Origin of the sequence: Haladaptatus sp. DYSN1 (genome assembly GCF_029489995.1) — an archaeon.
In the GTDB taxonomy this organism is placed as follows: Archaea; Halobacteriota; Halobacteria; order Halobacteriales; family Halococcaceae; genus QDMS2.
Window position 1 is genome coordinate 2,084,070 of the sequence record NZ_CP120470.1, and the last position, 26,476, is coordinate 2,110,545.

Here is a 26,476-nt window from a genome sequence, read left to right on the forward strand (position 1 = left end):
CGTTCGACGAGTCAGAAAATAGCCTTCTGCGACAGAAATTTGGACGCTCTCGTTTCCGAGAGGATGGACCGATGGATTCACCCGTTTCACCCAGGTAGTGTGAATCGTAATGGACGACCACACCCGCGACCCAACCGTCGAACCGCCTGTCGGCAATCCAACCGGGTGGCGCGCGGACGGGCAGTGGGAACACGCGACGCTGCGACGGGCCGTCGTCCACGGGGTGCGCCTCTACAACTCGGGGGAGTTCCACGAGAGCCACGACTGCTTCGAAGACGAGTGGTACAACTACGGGGCGGGGAAGACAGAGAGCAAGTTCCTCCACGGAATGGTGCAGGTCGCCGCTGGCGCGTACAAGCACTTCGACTTCGAAGACAACGCCGGCATGCGGTCGCTGTTCACCACCGCCCTCGAGTATCTCCAGGGAGTTCCCCACGACTTCTACGGCGTCGATGTCCTCGACGTGCGCACCGTCCTCACCAACGCACTTTCGGACCCGACGGCCATCCACGGCTGGCAGATTCGACTCGACGACGAACTGCCGACGGCCCGCGAGGAGGATTTCACCTACGCGGCGGCGCTCGACCACTGAGACGAAACTATTTTCCAAAAATTCTATTGTTAATCTTAATACTTTTACAGGCAGATTTAGTTAGCAGAGTCGTGTCAACGTATGTCAACTCCTAACGCGTCTCTGTGGCAACAGTATCGGTCGATTCCCATCATCTATCGCATCGCGACGGCGTTCCTGCTCGGGTCGATTCTCGGACTCGCGCTCGGGCAACCGGCGACGGCGCTCCGGCCGCTTGGCGACCTGTTCGTCCGGTTGCTCAAGATGCTCATCATCCCCATCGTCTTTTTCACCCTCGTGCTCGGGGCTCGTCGGCTCACGCCGTCGAGTCTCGGAGCGATTGGCGGGCAGGTGCTCGTCCTCTATCTGGTGACGACGGCCATCGCCATTGTCATCGGTCTCGGCGTGGGTAACCTCGTGAACCCCGGCATCGGTCTCGAACTGGAGAGTGCGACGGTCGAACCGGCGGAGGCCCCGTCGCTCACCGACGTGTTCCTGAACATCGTGCCGACGAACCCTGTGGGCGCGATGGCCGACGGAAACGTCCTCGGCGTCATCTTCTTCGCCGTCGTCTTCGGCCTCGCCCTCGCGCTCTTACAGGAGGAGTTCGACGCCGAGAGTCCGGTCGGTCGGGGTGTCGAGACCATCTTCGACGTGGTCGAAGCGGGTGCAGAGGCCATGTTCAAAATCGTCTGGGGCGTGATGGAGTACGGTGTCATCGGCGTGTTCGCGCTCATGGCCGCAGTGTTCGGAAAGGCTGGCTACGACGCCATCCTTCCCTTCCTCAAACTCATCGGCGCGATGGCGCTCGCCGTGGGCGTCCACATCGTCCTCATCTACCTGCTCGTCATCATCGCCGGGTTCGTCCGCGGGTCTCCCGCCTCGTTCCTCGTCGGCGCGAAGGACGCGATGATTACGGCACTCTCGATTCGTTCGTCGAGCGGGACGCTTCCCGTGACGATGAGCGACGCAGAGGAGAACCTCAAGATAGACGAGGAGGTGTACAGTTTCTCGCTGCCCCTCGGCGCGACCATCAACATGGACGGCACCGCCATGTATCAGGGAATCGCGGCCATCTTCGCGGCGAATCTCGTCGGTGAAACCCTCACGCTGGCCCAGCAGAGGACCGTGGTGCTGGTGGCGCTGCTCGCGAGTTTTGGAACCGCCGGAGTCCCGGGCAGTGGAGTCATCATGCTCACGCTCGTCCTCACGCAACTCGGTCTCCCGCTCGAAGTCGCGGGGATGGTCGTCGGCGTAGACCCAATTCTCGACCGCCTGCGGACCATGAACAACGTGACCGGTGACCTCGCGGTGACGACGCTGGTTGCAAAGTGGAACGACGCCATCGACCTCGGCGCTGGCGTCTGGGGTGACGGCGTCAGAACTGGGTCGGGAAGCGACTGACCGACTGCGCTTTTCCGAACAATTTAGTCCTCGTTGCGAGTAGTCGTCAATATGCTAACCATTGTGTTTAGCATCGGACTGGCTGCTGCCGTCTCGATTATCGGTCTCTACGCCTCCACGCTGGTGATTCCCGGCTGGCGGTTCTGGCCGCCGGGGGAGAAATCCTGGAAATACTTCCTCCACTGGGGACTCATCGCGGTGTTCAACGTCACCGCCATCGGTGTCGCCGTTCTCGACTGGAACTCGGGGGTGTTGCCCCGCCCGGCGAGTCTCGTCGTCGGTGTTCCGGTCGCACTCGTGGGTATCTGGGTGTACGTGCGAAGCGAGGGTGAGTTCGATACAGACGAGACGACGGGCCTCGAAGGCGACCTCCACACGACCGGCGCGTACGCCCGGTCACGGAACCCGCAGTACGTCGGCATGCTCGTGGGACTGGCCGGCTTCATCCTCGTGGTGAACTCGCTGTTTCTCACCATCCTCCTCGCAATTCACATCTGCTGGCTCCTCCTGCTCCCGTTCGTCGAAGAGCCGTGGCTCGAACAGCAGTTCGGAGAGCCCTACAGAAAGTATACGAACGAAGTCCCGCGCTTCGTCGGGAAGAAAACGTTCGAGCGCGACTGACTCACTCGCCGTCCGGAGCGAGTTTGACGAGCGTCAGGTCGCGGTCTAACATGCAGTAGTCGTGGGGTGGTTTACCGACGACTTCTTCTATCTGATACTCCTCGTCGAAATTCGCGCCCATCGGAACGCAGTATTCGTGGCTCGGGCACTCCGTGTACGGACACGGCCCCGGTAGGGTGGCCTTACTCCCGGCGTAGGCACCTCGCGCGGCGACGTTCGCGTAGACGGAGACGGGTTCGACCTCGACTGCTTTCACGCCCGCGTCGTGGACGGCGCATTCGAGCGTCTGGGCGTTCTGGCGGATGCCAGTTACCTGGTAGCGGGTCCCTTCCGTGAGATTGAGACACTGGTTGCGGTAGGGACAGCCTTCGCAGGCGCTCGATTCACCCTGATAGACGAACTCCGTGCCCACCTCGGCGAGTCGCGACCCGATGAGCGAGACCTTCGGCATGAACCTGGCTACGCCGGCGGGGTTGTTAAGCCTCGCGCCCTGTCAGTTCGTCAAGTTTGTCCAGGTAGTCCTCCCGGGGCACCTGATACAGGCTCCGGTAGTCGTAATCGCCCGTCGCAAAGCGCGTCGTCAGCGAGAGCGCGGCGTCTACGGCCGCCGCGCGCGTGTCGAACGGTTCTGCCTTCCGGCTCACGTCCGGTTCGAGGTAGAGCGTGATGAACCAGGGGTCGTCAGGGCGCAACTGGTGTTCGATACCGGGGCGTCGATTTCGCCGTCCCTGAGTTAGATAGAGCGTCGGGAGACAGACCGGAGGAAAGTCCTGCGTGTTGAACACGTCCGGCCTGAACGCGAGTACGGTACGCCCGTCTTCTTCGTCTGACCAGACCTCCCACGCGTCGTGGAGGGAATCGAACGAACTCATTGCCACGGCTACGCCGTCCCCGGCAAAGAGTCGGGCGGTCTGGAGGCGTTGCGCGCGGAGTCGTCAAATATAAAGTATTTAAATGTGATAACCCATTCAAGTCGGTTAAGACACAACATAATTGTCGTGTCGGTGCTTTTCTAGCGTTATTTAACCGGCGGGAATCCCGACAAATCTAGGTAGTGAGATAATAGTTATATGGATGTAGCACTCAAAGAATAAATAGTATAGGTGGGTCCGCTCACCGTACTGACTGCTGTCTGACAGACGTGCGCCGATTCGTGTTGTGATTCGCCACCCGTAACGGAACTCGTTGCGTCTGCTGGATGGTAATAGTTCACACATGGCATACGATACCCTCTGGACGACTGATTCCTGTGGATTCAGCGCGGCGGCGAATTCACCGTACGGAACGGACACGCCGGGCCACACGGTGGTGCTTTCGCCATGGAGCCACTTCGCCCAGCCCGTCCGCCCGCAGGAGCCAGCGTGCCAGTGGGGTCGGTCCCCGTCCCCGAACCGGTCGGGGCGACAATGGTCCGTGATACAATGACAGGTGACATCGATACGTTAGAAATACTGAGCGAGGAGTACCGAGCGTCCATTCCGGACGACTTCCGCGAGACGCGGACGTTCACGTGGTACTTAAACGAGGTGTTAGCGAACCCTCGAATCGCCCGCAATGCACACCAGCGAGTCGCCGATATGTTCGACTTCTACGGCACCGAGTACAACGAGGATGCCGGTATCGTCGAGTACAAACTGGCGACCGAAGACCCCCTCCACGAGGGTGAGAACACCTTCTTCGGCCGGGTCATCCACGAAGCCATCCACGAATTCGTCAACAAGGTAAAGAGTGGTGCGCGTGGCCTCGGCCCCGAGAAACGCATCAAACTGCTGCTCGGCCCCGTCGGCTCGGGTAAATCCGACTTCGACCGACAGGTCCGGCGGTACTTCGAAGACTACACGATGCGCGACGAAGGCCGAATGTACACCTTCCAGTGGACGAACCTCTGTGACATCATCGACGACCAGGACCCTGCTGACGACCACGTCCGCTCGCCGATGAACCAGGACCCGCTCGTGCTCCTGCCACAGGCACAGCGCGACCAGATTCTGGAACAGATAAACGAGAATTTGGACGCGCCGTACACCATCCGCAACGAACAGTCGCTGGACCCAGCCAGCGAGTTCTACATGGACCGCCTGCTCGAAAACTACGGTGACGACCTCCAGAAAGTCCTGGAGAACCACGTCGAAATCGTGCGTCTGGTCGCGAACGAGAACAAGCGCCAGTGCATCGAGACGTTCGAACCAAAGGACAAGAAAAATCAGGACGAGACCGAGCTCACCGGCGACGTAAACTACTCGAAGATCGCCATCTACGGCGAATCTGACCCGCGTGCGTTCGACTACTCGGGAGCGTTCTGTAACGCAAACCGCGGCATCTTCTCCGGTGAGGAGTTGCTCAAGTTACAGCGCGAGTTCCTCTACGACTTCCTGCACGCCACGCAGGAGCAGACGATCAAGCCGAAGAACAACCCGCGGATGGACATCGACCAGGTCATCGTTGGCCGGACGAACATGCCCGAGTACCGCGAAAAGAAAGGCGACGAGAAGATGGAAGCGTTCAACGACCGCACGAAGCGCATCGACTTCCCGTACGTCCTCCAGTACGAAGAGGAGGCGAAAATCTACGGGAAGATGCTGCGCAACGCGGACGTGCCCGACATCCACGTCGAGCCACACACCCTCGAGATGGCTGGCCTGTTCGCCGTCCTCACGCGCATCGAACAGCCGTCGAGCGAGCAGGTTGACCTGCTCCAGAAGGCCAAGGCGTACAACGGCGAGACCGACGACATCGACGACGTCGACGTGAAAAAGTTACAGGACGAGGCCGCAGAGTCCGCCGACATCGGTGAAGGCATGGACGGCATCTCGCCGCGGTTCATCGGCGACGAAATCGCAGAGACCATCATGGACTCGATGCACCGCGGCCGGAAGTTCCTCGCGCCGCTCACGATGTTCAACCACTTAGAGGAGAACCTGGAGAATCACGGCTCGATTCCAGAGGACAACTTAGAGCGGTACCACCGCTACCTCGAGCTAGTCAGAGAAGAGTACAAAGAACGCGCCATCGAAGACGTTCGCCACGCCCTCGCCTACGACCTGGACGAAATCCAGCGACAGGGCGAGAAGTACATGGACCACGTCATGGCGTACATCGACGACGACACCGTGGAAGACGAGATTACGGGCCGCGAGTCCGGCCCAGACGAGAAGTTCCTCCGCTCCGTGGAGGAGAAACTCGACATCCCCGAAGACCGCAAAGACGACTTCCGCCAGGAAGTGTCGAACTGGGTCTCGCGCAGAGCGCGCGAAGGGACGAGTTTCAGCCCGCAGGACAACGAACGCCTCCGCCGCGCCTTAGAGCGCAAGCTGTGGGAGGACAAGAAGCACAACATCAACTTCTCTGCGCTGGTCTCGGCCGGAGAACTCGACGACGACGAGCGCAACGCCTGGATCGAGGCACTCGTCGACCAGGGCTACTCGGTCGAAGGGGCCAGAGAAGTCCTCGAATTCGCCGGCGCGGAGGTCGCGAAGGCGGAGATGGAGGAGTGATGATGCCGTGAGCAGAGGCACCGACTTCATCGCCGCGGCGAACGAGGCCCTCCGGGAGGCGTACGAACAGCCGATGTCGCTGTCGGAGTACGTAGACGTCATCCTCGACAACCCGCGGCTGGCGAGCCACGCGACGAAGTACCTCCTCGAAGCCATCGAGGCGGCCGGCACGCGCACCGTCATCGAGAACGGCGAGGAGAAGCAGCGCTACTGCTTCTTCGACGACCCGTCACACGACGGCGAACACGCGATTCTCGGCAACACCGAGACGCTGAACGCCTTCGTCGACGACCTCCGGTCTATCGCGGCCCGCCGCGGGAAAGACGAGAAGATAATCTGGCTCCACGGCCCGACCGCCACCGGCAAGTCGGAGTTGAAACGCTGTCTCGTAAACGGCCTGCAAGCCTACTCAATGACCGAAGAGGGCCGTCGCTACACCGTCGAGTGGAACATCGCCTCGGCCAGCGGTGGCAGTGGCTTCACCTACGGTGACGAAATCGAAACGACGGAGGACGACTGGTACGAGAGCCCGGTGCAGGTACACCCGCTCACCGTCTTCCCCCGCGAGGTTCGCGCCGAACTACTCCGCGAACTCAACGAGCGCTCCGGCGACCATATCGACGTGGTCGTCGAGGGCCGCCTCGACCCGTTCTGCCGCGAGGCGTACAACTTCTTAGAGGAGAAGTACCGCCGCGAGGGCAAACACGACCTCTTCAGCGCAATCACGGACCCAAAACACCTGCGCGTGAAGAACTTCGTCGTGGACGTGGGTCAGGGCGTCGGCGTCCTTCACTCGGAGGACGACGGCACGCCCAAAGAGCGCCTCGTCGGGTCGTGGATGGCCGGCATGCTCCGCGAACTCGATTCGCGCGGACGAAAGAACCCGCAAGCGTTCAGTTACGACGGCGTGCTCTCGCAGGGTAACGGCGTCCTCACCGTCGTCGAGGACGCGGCCCAGCACGCAGACTTGCTCCAGCGCCTGCTCAACGTACCCGACGAGTCACAGGTAAAACTCGACAAGGGAATCGGAATGGACATCGACACCCAGTTGGTCATCATCTCGAACCCGGACTTAGAAGCCAGACTCAACCAGCACGCAGAGCGCAACGACCAGGACCCACTGAAGGCGCTCAAGCGTCGCCTCGACAAACACGAATTCGGCTACCTGACCAATCTGAGTCTGGAGGCCGAACTCGTCCGCCGCGAGGTGACCAACGAACGGCAGGTGTGGAAGAAAGACGACTACAACGAGGTTCACGACCTGATTCGCCAACCCGTGCGCCTGCAGGTGCGCGGCGGCGACCGAAACACGGTCGTCGAAAAGGAACTCGCACCCCACGCCGTCGAGGCGGCGGCGCTCTACAGCGTCGTCACCCGCCTCGACAACGAGGACCTGCCCGCAGGACTCAACCTCGTGGACAAGGCGCTCCTGTTCGACCAGGGCTACCTCCAGGAGGGTGACGAACGCAGAGACATCGACGACTTCGAGTTCGACCCGGACAGCCGCGATGGCGAACGAGGGATTCCTGTCACCTTCACTCGCGACATCATCGCGGACCTGCTGAACCGCGAGCAGGAACGCTACCACGCGACCCTGCCGGTCCAGCACGTCATCATGCCCCGGGACCTGCTCAACGCCATGTCGAAGGGACTGGCCGAAGCGCCGGTGTTCTCCTCGGGCGAACGCGCCGAGTTCGAAAACCGCGTCGTGACCGTGAAAAACCACATCTTCCACCAGCAAGAACAGGACGTCCTCCAGGCGATAATGCGCGAAAAGCGCGTCGACGAGGCGACCGTCGAGGAGTACGTCGAACACGTCTACGCGTGGGCGAACGAGGAACAGATCGTGAACGCCCGCGGTGAGTCCGTCGACCCGGACCCGCTCAAGATGAAAATCTTCGAGACCGAGCACCTCGGGCGATTCGACGGCGAAGATTACAACGGCAACCGCCCGACTGCGCCGGTCGAGGACTTCCGCCGCGAGAAGATTATCACGGCGCTCAACCGCCACGCGTGGCAGAACCGCGACGAGGACTTCCACGTCCAGGACGTGAACTTAAAGGAGATTCCCATCATCAAGACCGTCCTCGAACTGCACGACTGGGACGACGTGATGCGCATCTATCCCGACTTCAATCCGCGCCAGTGGGACGACCCAGCGCGCGGGACGGAGACGGCCGGTATCAAAGACCGGACAATCAAGAACATGGTCGAACTGTTCGACTACTCCGAGGCCTCGGCGGAGCTCACGAGCCGCCACGTCATGAGCCAGGTGATGTACAAATGGGACTGAGAGACGACGTCGAACGGTACCGTGAAGTCGGGGAAGAACGACGCCAGGACCTGGCCGAGTTCATCCAGTACGGCGACCTCGGGCGGAGCCTCCCCCACCAGGTGAAAATTCCCATCAAAATCGTCGATTTACCCGGCTTCGAGTACGACCGCCGGGACCGCGGCGGCGTCGGCCAGGGCCAGGGTGGCACCCCCGACGTTGGCTCGCCAGTCGGTCAGCCACAGCCACAACCCGGCGACGGCGACGAAGGGAAACCCGGCAAGGACGGTGGCGAACACGAGTACTACGAGATGGACCCCGAGGAGTTCGCTCAGGAACTGGACGAAACCCTCGGCCTCGACTTAGAGCCGAAAGGCAAGGAAATCGTCGAGGAAATCGAGGGTGAGTACACGGACATCACCCGAACCGGCCCCTCGAGTACGCTCGACTTCGAGCGGATGTTCAAGGAAGGCTTGAAACGAAAACTTGCCTTCGACTTCGACCGCGACTACGTCACTGAGGCGCTGAAAGTCGATGGCTGGGGCCCGAAAGCCGTCTTCGAGTGGGCGCGAGGCCAGCACATGCCCGTCTCGCGGGCGTGGCTCGAAAAGCGCTACGAGGAGATTCCAGCCGACGAACGAACCACCTGGTCCTCGATAGAGGAAATGGAGGAGAACGTAGAGAAGACGACTTCCATCGAGCGCATCCGCCGAGACGGCATCAAGCACCTGCCGTTCCGCCGTGAAGACGAACGCTACCGCTACCCGGAAATCATCGAGACTCGCGAGAAGAACGTCGTCGTGGTGAACATCCGCGACGTGTCGGGGTCGATGCGCGAGACGAAGCGCGAACTCGTCGAACGTGTGTTCACGCCGCTCGACTGGTATCTGCAGGGCAAGTACGACAACGCTGAGTTCGTCTACATCGCCCACGACGCGGAGGCCTGGCAGGTCGAACGACCGGAGTTCTTCGGCATCCGCTCCGGTGGCGGGACGAAGATTTCCTCGGCGTACGAACTCGCGAAGGTCATCCTAGACGAGGAGTACCCGTGGGCCGAGTGGAACCGCTACGTGTTCGCCGCCGGGGACAGCGAGAACTCCTCGAACGATACCGAAGAGCGCGTCATCCCGTTGATGGAGAGCATCGACGCGAACCTCCACGCCTACGTGGAGACCCAGCCCTCGGGCAACGCCATCAACGCGACCCACGCAGAGGAAGTCGAGCGCCACTTCACGGAGCGTGACAATGTGGCCGTGGCCTACGTCACGAGCCCCGAGGACGTCCTCGACGCGATATACACCATCCTGAGCACGGAGGAAGCATGACCGGAGACCAATACGAAACCAGAAAAGTCGCGGCGAAACTCGAAGAGCCGGTGCGCGAAGCGAACGCGCTCGCGCGAAAACTCGGCCTCGAGCCGTACCAGGTCAACTACTGGATCGTCGATTACGACGAGATGAACGCCCTCATCGCCTACGACGGGTTCCAGACGCGCTACCCCCACTGGCGCTGGGGGATGAAGTACGAACAGCAGAAAAAGCAGACGCAGTTCCTCGGCGGGAAAGCGTTCGAAATCGTCAACAACGACAACCCCTCGAACGCCTTCCTGCAGGTGTCGAACTCGCTGGCCGACCAGAAGGCGGTCATCACGCACGTCGAAGCCCACGCGGACTTCTTCCGCAACAACCGCTGGTTCCGGCTGTTCGCAGAAACCCAGCCGAACGCCGCCGCGATGCTCGCACGCCACGCCGAAACCATCGGTGAGTACATGGCCGACCCGGACATCGACCGCTCCGAAATCGAAGCCTGGATTGACTCCATCCTCTGTCTGGAGGACAACATCGACCAGCACCGACCGTTCCGGTCTGCGTCCTACCGCGCGTCTCGATTGCCCGACGAGGAAGACATCGACGAGCGCCTGAAGAGTCTCAACATCTCAGAAGAGGTGCTGCGCGAGGTGTTCGACGAAGAGTGGCTCGAAGCCCGCCGGAAGGGCGACGAGACGCCCACGTTCCCGCCGGAACCCGAGAAGGACCTGCTCGCGTTCCTCTGGAGTTTCGGCAAGCAGTTCGACGAGAAGTCGAGGAAGGCCCGCGACATGGAGGAGTGGCAGCGCGACGTGCTCGAAATCCTTCGCCGCGAATCCTACTACTTCGCCCCCCAGAAGATGACGAAGGTCATGAACGAGGGCTGGGCGGCGTACTGGGAGTCCGTGATGATGGGCGAGGAGCACTTCGCCGGGGCGGACGAGTTCATCAGCTACGCCGACCACCAGGCGAAGGTGCTCGGGTCGCCGGGGCTCAACCCGTACAAACTCGGCAAGGAACTCTGGGAGTACGTAGAGAACACGACCAACCGGGCGATGGTCGCAGAGCGCCTGCTCCGCATCGACGGCGTTACCTGGCGCAACTTCCACGACGTCATCGACTTCGACGCCGTGATGGAATCGCTCCAGCCGGACGGCATGGTTGATGCCATTCGCCCCGAGACGCTGTCGAATCTGGACCCCGAGGACCCGCGAATCGACGCGGAGGCACTCGAACAGGCGAAAGCGGGCGAGTTCGACGTCGAGAAGTACCCGTGGAAGGTGCTCACCTTTGAGGGACTCGCAGAACGCCACTTCTCGCTGGTCAAACAGCAGAACCAGGGGTTCGTAAAGCGCATCACGCAGGAGGAACTCGAACGATTCTCCCGGTACATGTTCGACGACAGCCAGTACGCCGACGTCGGCGAGGCGCTCGCGGACGTGGACTTCACCGCTGGCTGGGACCGGATGTTCGAGATTCGAGAGAGCCACAACGACGTGACGTTCTTAGACGAGTTCCTCACCCAGGAGTTCGTCGACGAGAACCACTACTTCACCTACGAGTACGTCCAGACGACCCGCGACTTCCGCGTGACGAGCGTGGACCACCGGGACGTAAAGAAGAAACTCATGCTCCAGTTTACGAACTTCGGGCGACCGACCGTTCTAGTGCTGGATGGCAACTATAACAACCGTAACGAACTGTTGCTCGGCCACCGCTACAATGGCGTCATGCTCGACCTCCAGCAAGCAAAACAGGTGATAGAGCGCGTCTTCGACCTCTGGGGACGTCCGGTGTGTCTCAAGACCATCGTAAAGGAGGTAGACGACCACGCCATCGAGGTCGCTCGCCGTCGCGACCGCGAACCGGAACCCGAAGAGCGCGGGAAACTCCTCCGCTACGACGGCGAATCCATCACGGTAGAGGACCTCCCCTGGGAAGAGGTCGAACACATCGCCGCAGACGACATAGACTACGACACGAAGCCAAAAGAGTGGCTGGCCTGACAGGCGATATTCTGATATAGGTCGCTCACATTTTTCAGCCTGCGTGACTACTTGGCTAGTTGACGAGACTGGCCGATGGGGTTTCCATGATTACCGGGGAACTAGATACGGGAGAGATTCACGATGTCCTCCGAAACGACCGCCGACGACTTGCACTGAACGCCCTCCGCGATGCGGGAGGAGAACTGAGCGTGCGAACGCTGTCCGAACTCGTCGCAGAACACGAGACGTCGCAGTCACCGCCGCCGAAGAACATCCGCCAGAGCGTCTACGTCTCGCTCCACCAGACCCACCTGCCGAAACTCGCGGACCTCGACATCGTCGAGTACGACGAGGAGCACAAAGTCGTGCGCCTCGCGAACCGCGTCGGCGAGGTGGAGGCGTACATGGCGATCGAACCGGAGTACGGACTGACCTGGACGGAGTACTACTTCGGCGTCGCCGCACTCGGCCTCGTGACTGTCGGAGCAACCGTGACGGACGTGCCCTACGTTTCGCAGGTTGCAGTGGAGGTCTGGTCGGCCACCTGGTTCGTGTGTATCTGCGTTGCCGCCGGCTACCAGCTGCTTACGCGAGACGAATCCCTTGGAGACCGCCTGTAACCCACAGATTCGATGCAGCGACGACGTCGTCGGGTGGCGAAACAGTGTCCTGTCCGTCGCTTGCACGATTGCAAACGAATAATTAGGATAGTTGCGAACACGGTATCCACAGTGCGGGCCGCGAGGAGCCACAAGCCATAAACCAAAAACGAGAATTTGTAGTGATGAATCACCCCCGCTCCACCCCAGTGACGATATGAGGTATTTCGATTTCACCCTGACACCCGAAGACGGCGCGATTCACCCGGTCGACAAAGCCATCGCCGACTTTCCCGGTGTCACCCGTGAATCGCTGATGCACGTAAATTCGCTCGGTGACGGCACCGGCGTCTTGCTCTACAGACTCAGCGGCGACCCCGAACCGCTCATCGACGAACTCTGCGCGGAGGACGCCGTGTTGAACTACGACCTGCTCGACGTGAACGACGACGTGTTTCACATCTATTTCCACGTCGTTCCCGGCGAACCGGCGGGAACGTTGATGAAACTCGCCCAGAAGTACGCGCTCATCATCGACACGCCGCTCAAGTTCACGGGAACCGGCGGCATCAGGACCACCGTCGTCGGCACGCACGACATGCTCAGACAGGCCCTCGAAGAGATTCCGAACTCGATTCGCATCTCGGTCGAGCAGGTGGGCCGCTACAGTCCCGACGGTAGAAATCTGCTCTCCTCGCTCACCGACCGCCAACTCGAAGTGTTCCAGACGGCGGTCGAACAGGGGTACTACGAGATTCCGCGACGGGCAACCCACAAAGACATCGCAGCAGAACTGGGGTGTGCGCCGAGCACGGTCGACGAGCACCTGAGAAAAGCCGAATCGCGTGTGCTGACGTCGCTCGTTCGTTGATTACGACGACGTCGCCGCCTTTTCCGCCTCTGCCTCACCGTAGATGCTGTCCACGGCGTCATCGAACCGTGAGAGGATGTTGCGGCGCTTCATCTTCATCGACGGCGTGAGCAGGTCGTTCTCGGGGGTCCACTCGACGGGGACCAGTTCGAACTTCTTTATCTTCTCGGACTTGCTGAACTGCTTGTTCTTCTCGGTAACTTCCGCGCGAATCCATTGTTCGACTCGTGGGTCGTCACACATCGCCGCCTCGTCTGCGGGCAGGTCGATGCCCTCGCGGTCGGCCCAGTCGCGCAGGTTCTCGAAGTTCGGGACGATGAGCGCAGAAACGAACTTCTCGTCGTCGCCGAGGACCATGATTTGCTCGACCCGTGGGCTGGTCGCGAAGGCGTCCTCGATGGGGCCGGGGGCGACGTTCTTACCGGTCGAGAGGACGAGCAGTTGCTTCAGGCGGTCGTGGTAGACGAGGTAGCCGTCGTCGGCCTCCTCGACGATGTCCCCGGTGCGGAACCAGCCGTCTTTCGTGAACGCATTCGCAGTCGCTTCCGAGTTCATCCAGTAGCCCTCGGTCACGTTCGGCCCCTTCACGAGCAGTTCGCCGATGGGGCCCGAGGCTTTCTCGCGCTGGTCGTCGGAGACGACGGTTTCGTCGAACTTCGTCTCCACGTCCACGAGCGGGACGCCGAGCGTGCCGGGACGCGGGTCCTCGGGCGGGTTGACGGTCAGCACGGGTGCAGTTTCGGTGAGACCGTAGCCTTCGAGAATGGTGAGGTCCATTCCCTGGAACAGTTCCGCGAGTTCCTTCGAGAGGCTCCCGCCACCGGAGATGAAGAACTCGATGTTGCCGCCCATCTGCTCTTTGACCTGTGAGAAGACGAGCTGGTTCGCGACGAAGTATTTCGCCTTCAAGACTGGCCCGGGGTCAGCCACGCGATAGTACTCCCGACCGACGCCGACGGCCCAATTGAAGATGCGCTCTTTCACGTCGGATTCGCTCGCCTGCTCGCGCATCGAGTCGAAGATGCGTTCGTAGACGCGCGGGACGCTCGTCGCCGTCGTGGGGCGCACGCGAACGATGTCTTCGCTCACGGTGTCCGCACTCTCTGCGTAGGCCACTGTCCCCCCGGAGGCGAACATCACGAAGTGACCAGCGGTCCGCTCGAAGACGTGTGCGAGCGGTAGGAACGAGAGCGTCGTCGCATCCGCGTCGAGCGACGGCACGTCGGGGTCGCGGTCGGGTCGCGGGGCGAACCGCCGGCGAATCTGGTTCACGTTCGCCCGGAAGTTTGCGTGGGTGAGCCGCACTCCCTTCGGGCGACCGGTCGTGCCGGAAGTGTAGATGAGACTCGCGAGGTCGGAGAGCGACCGGTCTACGAGCCACTGTTCGTAGGCGTCCTCGTCGAAGGCAGACGCGCCGAGTTCGTGAACCTCCGCGAGCGTGTAGATGTCGTCGCGGATACCATCTGACGCGGCGACGTCGCCGTTCTCGTCGTCGCTGAGCGTGAACGCGTTGTCGCCACCGTACGCTTCTGAGAGTTCGTCCATCACGACGATGAACTCGAGGTCGAGATTATCTTCGACTTCGAGGACGCGTTCGAGGAGGGTTTCGTTCTCGACGACCACGCCCCGAGCGCCGGGGTCAGAGAGGAGGTACTCGACCTGCGTGGGCGAGGACTCGGTGTACACCGTCGTCACGACCCCGCCCGCGGCGAGCAGTGCGAAGTCACACTGGGCCCACTCCATGCGAGTGTTCGCGAACATCCCGACTCGCATGCCGTCTTCGACGCCGAGTTCACGGAAGCCCGCAGCGAAGTTGTGGACGATGTCCTGCATCTTCGCGTAGCTGATACACCCGAACTGCCCGTCGGTCGGTTCCTTCACTACGTCTGGAACCAGCGACCGGTCGTAGATGCCGGCCTTGTACATCTGGGCGTCGCGCCGTGCATTGCGGTTCGCGCTCGCCTCGAACATTCGTGGAATCGTGTCGTCGGCGATGACCTCGTCGCTGTAGTCGGTTTCCGCCGTTCGACAGTCGGCCGCAGTCATATTTTTTCCAACGGCTTCACCGGATGTAACTGCTTCCCCTTCCGATTCGACAGCCGGCTCCCAGACGGCACAGAGAACCCCTCCGACGACGCCGAAGACGGTCCCGATGGAGTATACGCTGAACGCCCCCATGAGCGAGGCGATGGAGAAGAGGATGCCCCCGACGCCGAAAAACGTGGACAGACTCGGCTGGACGTACGCGGCGGCGCCACAGAGGACGACGAGGAACGCGAACAGCAAGCCCGCGGACGTAAACGCCCCCGGCATGTTCGCGTAGCGCGGGAGTTCGAACGGCGCGATTGCGATGAGGGCCCCGGCGATGAGAAGGAGACTGCTTCCGAAGAGCGGGCGGCGTGCCCATAACCGGCGATACGTCGGGGTCTGGTGTGCGTTCGTGCGGTGACCTGTGGACCGTGATTCGATTTCTGACATGGTGGGTGAGAGATGAAAACGACTCCGCCGAGAAGCGAAATCGTGTGCAATCAGCGGACAGGCCGGCCGCGAATGCGACACGAGCCACGGTGGTCGCCTCGAGAGTGGTGCGTGCGACCATCGAGTGTCTGTGGAATGAGTCGCCGTGCTGCCGGAGCGATCCGAGAAGCGACCTGTCACGTCGATTGCTGTCTTCGGCTGTTGATTCCTAGCACGGTCCCATGTCTTTTGTCCGGCGCATACACGGGTATTTATAAGCAATAATCGGCAGCGGGAACCGCTCTCCAGTCCTCAGATACGCCCCAGTTCTGCTGCCGGCTCGTCGTTCACCACGAGAAGGTGTAGAGCGGTGATAGATGGCGGATACACACGCGAAACGTCAGAAAATAATGTACTTTAAATCCGAACTGTTCTGTCCACTTTACTGAATCTCTAATTAACAATAATTAAGTTTATCTACTGATGCGTAGACTTTGGCAGTGATGACTGCACGTCAGTACACCGACGGTGAAAACACCGGTGCGCCAATCGTCCCGCTCGTCGAGAAACCAACGGACATCAAGGCTGATGGGGGAGAAGAGGACCAGCGCGAGTACCTAGAAGAGATGGTCTGGAGCCACTACGTCGACTAATTCTACCACGCGGGGTGGGGGACAACACATTTTTTCCGAGGCATCTTCTTTTGAGAGCATATGCGCCGTCGCGCGGCACTCAAATCGCTCGCAGCAGGCGGGAGTCTCCTCGCTGGCTGTTCCACACTCGGCCCCGCGAATTCGTCCTCATCGACCAGTGAACAACCTACCCACCCACGCATCACACTCAGACAACAGACCTACGACGAGAACCGCCGCATCATCGAGGGCGGCCTGACCGGCGCGAATCCCGAACGGCGATTCGTAACCCTCCTGAACGAGGCTCCAGAAACCGCCCGGTTCAACACCGACTACCTCAGCCAATTCGAGGGAAGTATGAAGTTGCTCACGTTCGTCAAGGAGACAGACTTCGACCGCTTTAGCCTGTTCATCTTTCAGGCAGTCCTCCCCAGTGGCGGGTACTCGCTGCAGCTCACTGAACTCCTCAACGCCAATGGAACAGTCCACGCGAAACTCACCGAGCAATCTGGCAACGGCGACAGCTCACAGGTCATCGAGACACTCACCGTTCGCTTCGAGAAATCGAACTACTTCGCCGCGAACTTCTACGTTAGATTGACGACTGCGGATGGACGCGTCGAAATCATCGACTCGGGGTGAATGGCGTCGAATCAAACCGAAGACGCGATAAAACGCGTCGCTTGTGAACGTTGAATTTGGAAAAGTGCTCCGTCAGGGATACGAACTCGACGAGACGACTGCGTTCGCTTTGTTCACGCGCTGCGACTCGTCTGCTCAAATCCCTTCCTCTGCATTACGAAATCCAAACATCCCTCGCTGTCGCTCGGTACGTTGCTTCGAGAGAAATGCTCCGTCAGGGATTTGAACCCTGGTCATCGGCTCGAAAGGCCGAAATGATTGGCCGGACTACACCAACGGAGCTTACTTCGTTCCGTGTGACCACGGATTGCTTTCGCTCGGTCAGACAGTGGAGCTCATCCACCTGCTGTCGACCGATTCCCCTGCTTCGTCAGGGTACATTACTGCGTTTTGCGGAGAAAAGTTTAAACGTTCCGTTCCGTCGGCGCTGTGTTATTTGCCCTCAAACTCTGGGTCGCGCTTGCTCATGAAGGCGGTTACGCCCTCCATGAGGTCGTCGGTCCCCATGAGGTGACCGAAGGCGCTTGCTTCGAGTTCGAGACCAGCGTCGACGTTCTCCCAGCCACGGAGCATCGCGCGCTTCGTGAGCTTCTGGGAGATTGGCGGCCCACCGGCCAGCTTCGCGGCCAGTTCGTGAGCGCGCTCCTCGAAGTCGTCGTTCGAGACGACTTCGTTGATGACGTCGTAGTCGTACATCGTCTCCGCGTCGAAGCGCTCTGCGGTGAAGATAATCTCCTTCGCGCGGCTCATGCCGACGAGGCGCTGGAGACGCTGGGTGCCGCCCCAGCCCGGCAGGAGGCCGAGGCTGTGTTCTGGGAGCCCAATCTCGGAGCGTTCGGAGGCGATGCGGAGGTCCGCACACATCGAGAGTTCGAACCCGCCACCGAGCGCGAAGCCGTCGATGGCTGCGAGCACGGGCATCGAGCAGGATTCGAGTTTGCCGAAGGTCTCCTGGCCCTTCTTCGAGAGGTCGATGGCGTCGAGTGGGTCCGCGCTGCCGGCCATCGAGGAGACGTCTGCACCGGCGGAGAATGCGCGACCGCCCTTGCCGGTGATGAGGATGGCGCGGACCTCGTCGTCGGCTTCGAGCAGGTCGATGGCGTTCGAGAGGTCGTCCAGCATCTCCTCGTTGACCGTGTTCATGCGGGCCTCGCGCGAGAGGATGATGTGGCCAATCATGTCGCCAGGGTACTCGAGTTCGATGGTCGAGAACTCGACCGATTCGTCCTCGCCGGCGTAGAAGCCGCCTTCTTCTGCGTGCTCCCGGAGGGCGTCTGCGACCTCGTAGCGTGCTGCATCGGTCTCCTCGTGGAGGTCGTCGAGGGCTTCGACGAGCACCGAGAGGCCGACTTCGTCAGCCATCTTGGCTGGCCCCTTCGGGAAGCCTGCGCCGAGCATGACTGCCTCGTCTACGTCCTTCGCGGGTGCGACATCGTTCCCGACGAGGTTGCCGACTTCGTTCGCCATGATACCGAGGAGACGGTGTTTCACGTCCTCGCGGCCCTTGTCGGTCGGAATGTTCGCGCCGTCGCCGTCCTCGTAGTCGTAGAAGCCCTTGCCGACCTTCTTGCCGTAGTGTTCGTTCTCGACGGTTTCCTCGAGCAGTGGGCAAGGCTCGTAGGCGTCGCCGAGCACTTCGTGCATGTATTCGAGGACGTGGTAGGTGACGTCGTTGCCGACCTGGTCACCGAGCTCGAACGCGCCCATCGGAAGGCCGATGTCGAACTTGACGGTGGAATCGACTTCCTCCATGGTCGCCGTGCCGTCTTCGACGATCCAGCAGGCCTCGTTCATGAGCGGGACGAGCACGCGGTTGACGATGAAACCGGGACTATCCTTGCGCACGCGGACTGGCGTCTTCCCGAAGGACTCGGCGAGTTCCTCGGTCAGTTTCAGGGTGTCCTCGTTCGTGTACGCGCCAGTGATGACCTCGACCAGCGCCATGCGGACGGGCGGGTTGAAAAAGTGCATCCCACAGAAGTGCTCTGGGCGGTCGGTGACCTCGGAGAGTTCCGTGATGGAGAGCGAAGAGGTGTTGGTCGCGAAGATGGCGTGGTCGGGAGCGTGCTCCTCGACTTCAGCGTAGACTTCCTTCTTGATGTCCATCTTCTCGGGGACGACTTCGATGATGAAGTCGGCGTTCGAGACGGCCTCTGCCAGGTCCACAAGTGGAGTAATCCGTTCGAGGGCGGCGTCTGCCTCCTCTTCTGAGATCTGGTCCTTCTCTGCGAGTTTCTGTAGCGACCACTCGATGTTGTCGTAGCCGTTCTGGACGAACTCGTCTTTGATGTCGCGGAGGGTTACGTTGTAACCGGCGAGGGCCGCAATTTCGGCGATACCGTGGCCCATGTTCCCGGCTCCGAGAACCGCAATAGTGTTGATGTCATCAAGTTCCATGATACGTCTGGTCGTATGTCCACGTCACAGGGGTTTCAACGTTTTCCTTGGGTGATTTTCAAAACTCACGAGTAGTTTATCTACGGGGTGGAAAAACCCGAATTTAGTTTACAGCTGGTTACAAGGAATTAAGTATGCTATCCTCATTCACACCGCCATGGAGTTTGGCCTAACGGACGAACAACGGCAGATTCGTGAAGAGATTAGCCGGTTCGCAGAAAACGAGATTAAACCTGTCGCGACGGAGTACGACGTCGAAGAAAAGTACCCCCACGACATCATCGACAAAGCCGCCGACATGGGCCTGCTCGGTGCAAACATCCCAATCGAGTACGGGGGCGCTGGCTACTCGACGCTCGAACTCGCCATCATCATCGAAGAACTGTTCGCCGCAGACCCCGGCATCGGTCTCTGTCTGACCTCCACCGGCTTCGGCGGGGAAGCCATCATGGAATTCGGCACCGACGAACAGAAAGAGGAGTACCTCCCCGGCATCGCGAGCGGCGATTCCATCATGGGTGCTGCCATCTCCGAACCCGACACCGGTTCTGACGTCTCCTCCGTCTCCACGAAGGCCGAGAAAGACGGCGACGAGTGGGTCGTAAACGGCAACAAGATGTGGATTACGAACGGTTCGGTCGGTGACTTCTTCGTCGTTCTCTGTCAGACCGACCCCGACGCCGACGGCCGCTACAACGGCTTCTCCCAGATTATCGTCGAATCCGACCGCGACGGCTTCGAAGCCGACAAAATCACCGGCAAACTCGGCATCCGAGCGAGCGACACGGCCGAACTCATCTTCGACAACGTCCGCGTGCCAGAAGAGAACCTCATCGGCACTCGCGGCATGGGCTTCCTGCAGCAGATGCAGTTCTTCGACGAAACCCGCACCGGCGTCGCCGCACAGGGCGTCGGTATCGCCCGAGGAGCCTCTGAGCGTGCCCTCGACTACGCCAAAGAACGCGAGCAGTTCGGCCGCCCAATCGGCGACTTCCAGGCCATCCAGCACAAACTCGCAGACATGTACACCCGCACCGAGGCCGCCCGCAACCTCACCTACAAGTCCGCGTGGTCTGTCGACAACGAGGACGGCCTGCTGACGAAACTCGCCTCCATGGCCAAAGAATTCTCCTCGCGCGTCGCTGTGGACGTTGCAGACGAAGCCGTCCAAATCCACGGTGGCGCTGGTTACGTCAACGACTTCGACGTCGAGCGCTTCTACCGCGACGCGAAGATTACCCAGATTTACGAGGGTACCACCGAGATTCAGAAGAACATCATCGCCCGTGAGCTGTTAGGGAAAGGCTTCTAACGCAACTTTTTGGGCGGCGCACATGAAAGCGCGCCGCGAAAAAGGTTCATCAAAAAGCGGTGCGAGCGCGTCCGCGCTCGCTCGGCTGCTAATCCTCCCTTCCGCACCGCATCCGCACCGACCTCGTTTCTTCATTCTCGCAATTTCGCCACGCCGACGGGAAACGCTCTTAGGACACCCTCTCTTAGCACGCATATCGATGGTCGTCACAGCCCGTGACTCGACTGCGGATTCGCTCGCTCACCAGCGCACGCTCGCGGCTGGCTGTTGTTGCTGATTTTCCTGCTCACGTCTGTGTCCCGTCCGACGACCACTCAGCCATCTCACATCCAATGTTCAGCCGACTCCGCGAAGACGTTCGAACCGTAATCGAAAACGACCCCGCCGCGAAATCCACGGCCGAAGCCCTCACCTACCCGGGCGTTCACGCACTCCTCTTTCACCGGCTCGCCCACCGATTCCACACCCGCGGCTTTCGTCTCATCGCCAGAATCATCTCGCAATTCGCGCGCTTTCTCACCGGCATCGAGATTCACCCGGGGGCGAAAATCGGCCGCCGCCTGTTCATCGACCACGGGATGGGCGTCGTCATCGGGGAAACCGCCGTCATTGGCGACGACGTGGTGATGTTCCACGGGATCACGCTTGGCGGTACGTCAGAAGACCCGAAAAAGCGACACCCGACGCTCGGCGACGGAGTACTGCTCGGCGCACACGCGACGCTGCTCGGCCCGATTACGGTTGGGGACGACGCACAAATCGGGGCCGGAGCCGTCGTCATCGAGGACGTAGCCCCCGGCGCGACGATGATTGGCGTGCCCGCAAAAGCCGTCGAGTAGGCAAACCGCTTTTTGCATCTGGGTTCTCCATTTCGGTGTGACTGACGTGTACGCCCACCTCCGAACAGACGAGACGCTCTCCAGACTCATCGACGAACACGGCGAGATTCCGCTCGAACGCGCGGAGGACCCCTTCGCCCGCCTCGTGACGGCGATTATCAACCAGCAACTCTCCGTGCAGTCCGCAGCGGCCATCCGAGGACGCCTGTTCGACCGCTACGAAATCACGCCCGACGGTATCCGCGCCGCCGACGAAGACGGACTGCGAGACGTGGGCCTCTCGGGACAGAAGATTCGCTACGTCAGGAGTATCGCCGACCACTTCGACGACGGCATCTCACACGACTACTTCGCCGAGATGACCGACGAGGAGGTCATCGACGACCTGACCGAAATCACGGGCGTCGGCGTCTGGACGGCGAAGATGTTCCTGATGAGTGTCCTCGCACGCGAAGACGTGTTTCCCGTCGAAGATTTGGGAATCCGCAATGGGATGGCTAAACTCTACGCCTTGGAGGCGGAACCGGCGATGGTCGAGAAGGCAGAAGACTGGCGACCGTATCGCAGTTACGCGAGTCGCTACATCTGGCGGGCGATTGATTGAACGAACACGTTCGATTCGCAGGGTTCACGCTTTTGTCCTCACCCATCGTGTATAGTATGTGTCACAACAGTTGGCAGCCCCGATGCCGGTGGACGACCAAGCACCAGGTCCCGCAGGGGTTCCGTTACTCGGCAACACGCTCCAGTTTGGTCGCGACGCCTTTTCGTTTCTCCGTGAGTGCGCCGCACGCTACGGCGACGTGGTGAACTTTACCGTTCTCGGGCGTCAGTTCTACCAGCTCAATCACCCGGCACACATCGAACACGTCCTCATTCACAACCAGAAGAACTACCAGAAGGGGTCGTTTCTCACGGCGCAATTCGACGATTTCATCGGCGAGGGACTGTTGCTGAGCGACGGTGCCCTATGGCGTCAGCAACGCCAACTCGTCCAACCGGCGTTTCATCCCACCCGCATCGCACGCTTCGCAGATACCATGACGGCGTTCACAACGCGGCTACTCGATACGTGGCAAGGCGACGTCCCACAGGACCTCCAGCCCCAGATGAGTCAGTTGACGCTCGAAATCGTCGCCCACGCTCTGTTCGACGTTGATATTCGCGAGGACGAACGAGCGATTACCGAAGCCGTCAACGTCGTGCTCGCCCATCTCATGCGACGGACCAGTTCGCCTCTCACGCCGCCGATGTGGGTACCGACGCCGAGCAATCGACGATACCGACGAGCACTCGATACGCTAGACGGAATACTCACTGAACTCATCGTCGAGCGCAGAACAGCGGGGGCTGCCGGTGACGACGTAATTTCGATGCTACTGCGGGCTGAAGCGGACTCAGGAACGCCAAAGACCGACGAACAGCTCAAAGACGAACTGCTCACCCTGTTGTTCGCCGGGCACGAAACGACGGCGGTCGCGCTCACGTTTGCCGTTCACTCCATTGCAACCCACCCCGAAGTAACGGCGAAATTCGAAGCGGAACTGGATACCGTTCTCGGTGGGAGAACTCCGACGTTTGCAGACGTGTGCTCGCTCACCTACACGGAGAATATCGTGAAAGAGGCGCTCAGACTCTATCCCCCCGTCTTCGGCATCATTCGTGAAGCCATCGAACCCGACGAAATCGGTGGCTACCGAATTCCTGCCGGTGCGGTCGTCGCAATGAACCAGCTGGTCGTCCACCGCGATCCACGCTACTTCGAAAGCCCGGACGAGTTCGACCCCGACCGTTGGACCGAAGCTTTCGCCGCCCGATTACCACGGTTCGCCTACTTCCCCTTCGGCGGCGGCCCGCGCAAGTGCATCGGGGAACGATTTGCCATGCTGGAGGCGGTGTTGGTGCTCGCCACGATGTACCAACGGTTCCGCTTCGACCTCATCTCTGAACGCGACCTCAACCTCAAACCGTCGATTACCACGCGACCGAAGTCGCCAATCGTCGTCGTTCCGCGCCGACGGTCGGCGTGAGCAAACCGTTTTATCGCCCGGTTTCTGAGAATGTGCATGTCCATCCGCACTGCCGCCCGTGCAGTCATCGTCGAAGACGGCCGTCTCCTCACGACCGAAAACGAGCGAAACGGCGACCGCTGGTACCTGACCCCCGGTGGCGGCCAGTACCCCGGCGAGACCCTCCACGAGACGCTTCGGCGCGAAGTGAGCGAAGAGGTTGGTATCGATATCTCGGTCGGGCCGCTGCTCGCCGTCCAGGAGTTCATCCCCGAGAACCACGGCCACGAGGGTCGCCAGCAGACGAATTTCCTCTTTCGCTGTGAGCGCATCAAGGGGGAAGTCCAGTCGGCCAATACCGACGACCCACATCAGGTCGGCTGTCAGTGGCTCAGAGTGACTGACTTAGAGCGCGAGGCGTTTTACCCGCGAAAACTCGCGTCGCTGCTGACGGCAGAAGAAAACGAAAAAACGCCCGTCTATCTGGGCGATACGCGGTAGTTACTCTTCGATATCCTGCTCTTCTTCCTCGTCCTCGGAGAAATCCTCCTCTGCGAGGCGGCGCACGTCGACGTGGTAGTGCTTCAGAATGTCGCGGCCGAGCAGGAGCTGGTAGTCCATGTGGCTGCGGTCCTCGATGCTCGCCGTCACCGTGTGCTGGGTGCCGCCGATACCGACGACGAGGTCGACGACGGGGCGCGAGCGACCGGATTTCAGGCTGCCGGATTTGACCCGGACGATGTTCTTGATGGGGCCCGTTCCGATTTCGGCGGCGAGTTGCGCGTCGATAGAGGTGCGCTTTGCGCCCGTGTCGGATTTCGCGAGGATGGTGCGACTGCCGCGGGTACCTGAGACGTGAACTTCCTCCGTGTAGCCGACGATGATTGGCTCGGAGGGAGCTTTCTGTGCGCGGCGTGGCTTACACGCCGGCACGGAGTCGTCGAGGGTGGCAGAGAGTTCGCGGACGCGCTCTCCGTCTACCTCGCCGCCCGCCGCCTCGATAGCCAGTTGCGCGATATACGGCGCGGCACTGCGGCCAGTCGCCTCGTAGAGGCCCTTGAACCCAGCGGTCGGGTTAACTTCGAGGACGTACCAGCCGTCTTCGCCTTCGACGATGTCCACGCCAGCGTAGTCGAGACCGATAATTTCCTTGGATTTGAGGGCCATCTCGCGGACTTCGTCCGGAAGCCGTTGGCTCGCGTCTTCGACGTCGCCGCCGAGGGCGACGTTCGTCCGCCAGTCGTCCTCCGGGGCGTAGCGGTTCATCGCGCCGACGATTTTGTCACCGACGACGTAGACGCGCAGGTCGCGGTGGCGCTCGCCGTCGCGCTCGATGAGTTCCTGCAAGAACGCCTGTCGGGTGCCGACTTTCGGGTTGACTGGGTCGTCGAGATTGACCCGCCAGGTCCCTCCACCGTGGGTGCCGATTGCGGTTTTGTACACGGCTTCCTCGCCGAAGCGGTTCCGACCGGCGTTCAGGTTGTCACTCGACAGTGCGAGGAGTGCGTCGGGGACGGAGATGCCGTTTGCGGAGAGTGCGGAGGCGGCGGCGAACTTGTGCATCGCCGTCATCGTCGCCATCGGCGTGTTGAGCATCGGGCGGAGTTTCTCGAAGGTCATCGCAAGGCCCAGTCGTTCCGCCGGTTGCTCGACGTTCGAGAGCAGGAGGCGGTTCGCGATGATGTCCACGTCTGGTTCGAACGAGATTTCACCGTGTTCGATGTCCACTACCGTGTTCTCGTCTCGCAGCCACTCAGTTTCGTAACCAAGGTCGTCAACAGCATTGAGGATCGCCTTCGTCTCCTTGCTGTTGTGTGTGCTCAGCACACCTACAGTAATGTCATCGGTCATGGCCACCTCTACTCGGGCCCCTTCAAAAGAATTGACGGTGTTAGACGCACGGTGAACCCTTTTTATACTACCCGCCCAGAGAACAGGTATGTCTAACGCGGCACCGCCGTTCACCTTCGACGGCGGGCGGGTCGACCCCGGCGAGACGCGGAACTTTCGGTACACCGTGAGCGAGACGTACCTCGGTGACCCGGTTCGGATTCCAGTGACCATCGTAAATGGCGACCACCCCGGTCCGACGGCGTTCATCGGCGCGGCCGCCCACGGCGACGAACTGAACGGCATCGAAGTCGTCCGCGAAGTCGCCCACGAATGGGACCACTCGGAACTCCACGGTACCATCGTCTGTATTCCCGTGATGAACGTCCCCGCGTTCATCGCACAACAGCGCTATCTCCCGATTTACGACCGTGACCTCAATCGCTCGTTCCCGGGCAACGATTACGGAACGAGCGCGAAACGGATGGCCAACCGAATTTTCAAGAACTTCATCGAACCCTGCGACTTCGCACTGGACTTTCATACCTCGACGCGCGGCCGGACGAACATGCTCCACGTTCGGGGCGACATGGCGAATGCGAAGGTCGCCCGCCTCGCGAAAGCGTTCGCGTCGAACGTCATCCTCTCGGGAGAGGCCCCCGACGGGTCGCTGCGCGGCGAAGCCACGCGCTACGGCGTCCCGTGTATCACTATCGAGATGGGCGAGGCCCACCGCTTCCAGCGCGAACTCATCGACAGGGCGCTCGAAGGCGTAGAGAGCGTCTTCGCCGAGTTCGGCATGCGACCGACGAAGTCGGTCATGTGGCCCGGCTGGCGCACCATCATCGAGGACACGAGCGAGAAGACGTGGCTCCGGGCAGACGCCGGCGGCCTCGTCGATATGCACTACGAACGGGGGGCGCTCGTCTACGAGGGCGACCGTATCTGTAAAATCACGAATCCGTTCAAAACGGACACCTCGACCATCGAAGCGCCCTTTACGGGCCTGCTCGTCGGGGTGCTCGAAAACCCCCTCGTCTACCCAGGCAATCCGATTTGCCACCTCGTGAAACTCGACGAAACGACCCAACGTGCGCTCGAACGCGAGCAGACGGCGGCGATGAAAGCCGTCCACGAGAACGAACAGGCATAAATCGTCAACTTTTGCACACTGCTCACTCCGCCGGGTTAGTAACTTCTATACACCCGTAGTGCCACGCTTCCAGTAGGT

At 60.8% G+C, this 26,476-nt stretch carries 22 protein-coding genes and 1 tRNA gene; 17 read left to right on the plus strand and 6 right to left on the minus strand.

Translation table 11 applies throughout. The features are described from left to right. Positions 1 to 109: 109 nt before the first annotated feature. The 3 genes from P0648_RS11105 (at position 110) to P0648_RS11115 (ending at position 2,596) form a co-directional block, all read left to right on the plus strand. Positions 110 to 592 (plus strand): DUF309 domain-containing protein, encoded by a 483-nt coding sequence (locus tag P0648_RS11105; protein WP_277504003.1) that lies wholly within the window; start codon positions 110 to 112, stop codon positions 590 to 592. Between the two features lie 81 nt (positions 593 to 673). Beyond that, entirely contained in the window at positions 674 to 1,975 is a 1,302-nt protein-coding gene (locus P0648_RS11110) for a dicarboxylate/amino acid:cation symporter (RefSeq protein WP_277504005.1), read from the plus strand. A 51-nt stretch (positions 1,976 to 2,026) separates the two neighbouring features. Continuing rightward, positions 2,027 to 2,596 (plus strand): isoprenylcysteine carboxylmethyltransferase family protein, encoded by a 570-nt coding sequence (locus P0648_RS11115; protein WP_276247180.1) that lies wholly within the window; start codon positions 2,027 to 2,029, stop codon positions 2,594 to 2,596. A 1-nt stretch (position 2,597) separates the two neighbouring features. Here P0648_RS11115 and P0648_RS11120 read toward each other — a convergent pair whose 3' ends face one another. Both P0648_RS11120 and P0648_RS11125 read right to left on the minus strand, forming a co-directional pair. Continuing rightward, positions 2,598 to 3,047 (minus strand): UPF0179 family protein, encoded by a 450-nt coding sequence (locus P0648_RS11120; protein ID WP_277504008.1) that lies wholly within the window; start codon positions 3,045 to 3,047, stop codon positions 2,598 to 2,600. 25 nt (positions 3,048 to 3,072) lie between these two features. Then, on the minus strand, positions 3,073 to 3,468 hold the full coding sequence (locus P0648_RS11125; protein ID WP_276274869.1) for a DUF5820 family protein: 396 nt from the start codon (positions 3,466 to 3,468) through the stop codon (positions 3,073 to 3,075). Positions 3,469 to 4,017: 549 nt separating this feature from the next. Here P0648_RS11125 and P0648_RS11130 point away from each other — a divergent pair. From P0648_RS11130 to P0648_RS11155, 6 genes are all read left to right on the plus strand, one after another. Then, positions 4,018 to 6,090: a PrkA family serine protein kinase gene (locus P0648_RS11130; protein ID WP_276248474.1), complete on the plus strand. Its 2,073-nt coding sequence runs from the start codon at positions 4,018 to 4,020 to the stop codon at positions 6,088 to 6,090. A gap of 7 nt (positions 6,091 to 6,097) precedes the next feature. Further along, complete coding sequence (locus P0648_RS11135; RefSeq protein ID WP_277504011.1) at positions 6,098 to 8,383, plus strand: PrkA family serine protein kinase; 2,286 nt, start codon at positions 6,098 to 6,100, stop codon at positions 8,381 to 8,383. Then, positions 8,374 to 9,687, plus strand: coding sequence for a YeaH/YhbH family protein (locus P0648_RS11140; protein WP_277504013.1), 1,314 nt, complete (start codon positions 8,374 to 8,376; stop codon positions 9,685 to 9,687). Before P0648_RS11135 ends, P0648_RS11140 begins: the two co-directional genes overlap by 10 nt. Continuing rightward, positions 9,684 to 11,675 carry a SpoVR family protein gene (locus tag P0648_RS11145; RefSeq protein WP_277504015.1) on the plus strand — a complete coding sequence of 664 codons (1,992 nt, stop codon included), beginning with the start codon at positions 9,684 to 9,686 and terminating at the stop codon, positions 11,673 to 11,675. Before P0648_RS11140 ends, P0648_RS11145 begins: the two co-directional genes overlap by 4 nt. Before the next feature lie 59 nt (positions 11,676 to 11,734). Beyond that, a complete protein-coding gene (locus tag P0648_RS11150) occupies positions 11,735 to 12,277 on the plus strand; it encodes a hypothetical protein (RefSeq protein ID WP_277504017.1) in 543 nt (180 codons plus the stop codon). 196 nt (positions 12,278 to 12,473) lie between these two features. Next, on the plus strand, positions 12,474 to 13,127 hold the full coding sequence (locus P0648_RS11155) for a helix-turn-helix domain-containing protein (RefSeq protein ID WP_276247173.1): 654 nt from the start codon (positions 12,474 to 12,476) through the stop codon (positions 13,125 to 13,127). On the opposite strand, the gene P0648_RS11160 is transcribed toward P0648_RS11155, so the two are convergent. Next, positions 13,128 to 15,605 (minus strand): long-chain fatty acid--CoA ligase, encoded by a 2,478-nt coding sequence (locus tag P0648_RS11160; protein ID WP_276247172.1) that lies wholly within the window; start codon positions 15,603 to 15,605, stop codon positions 13,128 to 13,130. A 482-nt stretch (positions 15,606 to 16,087) separates the two neighbouring features. Here P0648_RS11160 and P0648_RS11165 point away from each other — a divergent pair, with 482 nt between their 5' ends. Beyond that, positions 16,088 to 16,237, plus strand: coding sequence for a hypothetical protein (locus P0648_RS11165; protein ID WP_276247171.1), 150 nt, complete (start codon positions 16,088 to 16,090; stop codon positions 16,235 to 16,237). A gap of 60 nt (positions 16,238 to 16,297) precedes the next feature. Beyond that, entirely contained in the window at positions 16,298 to 16,858 is a 561-nt protein-coding gene (locus P0648_RS11170) for a hypothetical protein (RefSeq protein WP_277504021.1), read from the plus strand. 207 nt (positions 16,859 to 17,065) lie between these two features. Here P0648_RS11170 and P0648_RS11175 read toward each other — a convergent pair. Together P0648_RS11175 and P0648_RS11180 are read right to left on the minus strand one after the other, a co-directional pair. Then, positions 17,066 to 17,140 (minus strand) — tRNA-Glu (locus P0648_RS11175). Positions 17,141 to 17,290: 150 nt separating this feature from the next. Beyond that, complete coding sequence (locus P0648_RS11180) at positions 17,291 to 19,255, minus strand: 3-hydroxyacyl-CoA dehydrogenase/enoyl-CoA hydratase family protein (RefSeq protein ID WP_277504022.1); 1,965 nt, start codon at positions 19,253 to 19,255, stop codon at positions 17,291 to 17,293. 157 nt (positions 19,256 to 19,412) lie between these two features. On the opposite strand from P0648_RS11180, the gene P0648_RS11185 reads away from it, so the two are divergent. The 5 genes from P0648_RS11185 to P0648_RS11205 all read left to right on the plus strand — a co-directional run bounded on the left by P0648_RS11185 (position 19,413) and on the right by P0648_RS11205 (position 23,916). Beyond that, positions 19,413 to 20,567, plus strand: coding sequence for an acyl-CoA dehydrogenase family protein (locus tag P0648_RS11185; protein ID WP_276247168.1), 1,155 nt, complete (start codon positions 19,413 to 19,415; stop codon positions 20,565 to 20,567). Positions 20,568 to 20,899: 332 nt separating this feature from the next. Beyond that, positions 20,900 to 21,406, plus strand: coding sequence for a serine O-acetyltransferase (gene cysE, locus P0648_RS11190; protein ID WP_277505874.1), 507 nt, complete (start codon positions 20,900 to 20,902; stop codon positions 21,404 to 21,406). Positions 21,407 to 21,443: 37 nt separating this feature from the next. Then, positions 21,444 to 22,010: a DNA-3-methyladenine glycosylase gene (locus P0648_RS11195; RefSeq protein WP_276247167.1), complete on the plus strand. Its 567-nt coding sequence runs from the start codon at positions 21,444 to 21,446 to the stop codon at positions 22,008 to 22,010. A 58-nt stretch (positions 22,011 to 22,068) separates the two neighbouring features. Further along, positions 22,069 to 23,436 (plus strand): cytochrome P450, encoded by a 1,368-nt coding sequence (locus P0648_RS11200; protein WP_277504025.1) that lies wholly within the window; start codon positions 22,069 to 22,071, stop codon positions 23,434 to 23,436. 36 nt (positions 23,437 to 23,472) lie between these two features. Continuing rightward, complete coding sequence (locus P0648_RS11205) at positions 23,473 to 23,916, plus strand: NUDIX domain-containing protein (RefSeq protein WP_276274867.1); 444 nt, start codon at positions 23,473 to 23,475, stop codon at positions 23,914 to 23,916. Here the strand turns inward: P0648_RS11205 and P0648_RS11210 are convergent, their stop codons facing one another. After that, a complete protein-coding gene (locus P0648_RS11210) occupies positions 23,917 to 25,266 on the minus strand; it encodes a RimK family alpha-L-glutamate ligase (protein ID WP_276247165.1) in 1,350 nt (449 codons plus the stop codon). A gap of 88 nt (positions 25,267 to 25,354) precedes the next feature. Here P0648_RS11210 and P0648_RS11215 point away from each other — a divergent pair, with 88 nt between their 5' ends. Then, positions 25,355 to 26,398 carry a succinylglutamate desuccinylase/aspartoacylase family protein gene (locus tag P0648_RS11215; protein ID WP_276247164.1) on the plus strand — a complete coding sequence of 348 codons (1,044 nt, stop codon included), beginning with the start codon at positions 25,355 to 25,357 and terminating at the stop codon, positions 26,396 to 26,398. Positions 26,399 to 26,476: the final 78 nt, after the last annotated feature.

What these genes read in the sequence shown, in the direction of transcription:
- P0648_RS11110 (WP_277504005.1), top strand. Translation starts at nt 674, where the DNA reads ATGTCAACTCCTAACGCGTCTCTGTGGCAACAGTATCGGTCGATTCCC.
- P0648_RS11165 (WP_276247171.1), top strand. Translation starts at nt 16,088, where the DNA reads ATGACTGCACGTCAGTACACCGACGGTGAAAACACCGGTGCGCCAATC.
- P0648_RS11115 (WP_276247180.1), top strand. Translation starts at nt 2,027, where the DNA reads ATGCTAACCATTGTGTTTAGCATCGGACTGGCTGCTGCCGTCTCGATT.
- P0648_RS11205 (WP_276274867.1), top strand. Translation starts at nt 23,473, where the DNA reads ATGTCCATCCGCACTGCCGCCCGTGCAGTCATCGTCGAAGACGGCCGT.
- P0648_RS11210 (WP_276247165.1), bottom strand. Translation starts at nt 25,266, where the DNA reads ATGACCGATGACATTACTGTAGGTGTGCTGAGCACACACAACAGCAAG.
- P0648_RS11185 (WP_276247168.1), top strand. Translation starts at nt 19,413, where the DNA reads ATGGAGTTTGGCCTAACGGACGAACAACGGCAGATTCGTGAAGAGATT.
- P0648_RS11140 (WP_277504013.1), top strand. Translation starts at nt 8,374, where the DNA reads ATGGGACTGAGAGACGACGTCGAACGGTACCGTGAAGTCGGGGAAGAA.
- P0648_RS11215 (WP_276247164.1), top strand. Translation starts at nt 25,355, where the DNA reads ATGTCTAACGCGGCACCGCCGTTCACCTTCGACGGCGGGCGGGTCGAC.
- cysE (WP_277505874.1), top strand. Translation starts at nt 20,900, where the DNA reads ATGTTCAGCCGACTCCGCGAAGACGTTCGAACCGTAATCGAAAACGAC.
- P0648_RS11145 (WP_277504015.1), top strand. Translation starts at nt 9,684, where the DNA reads ATGACCGGAGACCAATACGAAACCAGAAAAGTCGCGGCGAAACTCGAA.
- P0648_RS11105 (WP_277504003.1), top strand. Translation starts at nt 110, where the DNA reads ATGGACGACCACACCCGCGACCCAACCGTCGAACCGCCTGTCGGCAAT.
- P0648_RS11120 (WP_277504008.1), bottom strand. Translation starts at nt 3,047, where the DNA reads ATGCCGAAGGTCTCGCTCATCGGGTCGCGACTCGCCGAGGTGGGCACG.
- P0648_RS11155 (WP_276247173.1), top strand. Translation starts at nt 12,474, where the DNA reads ATGAGGTATTTCGATTTCACCCTGACACCCGAAGACGGCGCGATTCAC.
- P0648_RS11130 (WP_276248474.1), top strand. Translation starts at nt 4,018, where the DNA reads ATGACAGGTGACATCGATACGTTAGAAATACTGAGCGAGGAGTACCGA.
- P0648_RS11160 (WP_276247172.1), bottom strand. Translation starts at nt 15,605, where the DNA reads ATGTCAGAAATCGAATCACGGTCCACAGGTCACCGCACGAACGCACAC.
- P0648_RS11125 (WP_276274869.1), bottom strand. Translation starts at nt 3,468, where the DNA reads ATGAGTTCGTTCGATTCCCTCCACGACGCGTGGGAGGTCTGGTCAGAC.
- P0648_RS11180 (WP_277504022.1), bottom strand. Translation starts at nt 19,255, where the DNA reads ATGGAACTTGATGACATCAACACTATTGCGGTTCTCGGAGCCGGGAAC.
- P0648_RS11170 (WP_277504021.1), top strand. Translation starts at nt 16,298, where the DNA reads ATGCGCCGTCGCGCGGCACTCAAATCGCTCGCAGCAGGCGGGAGTCTC.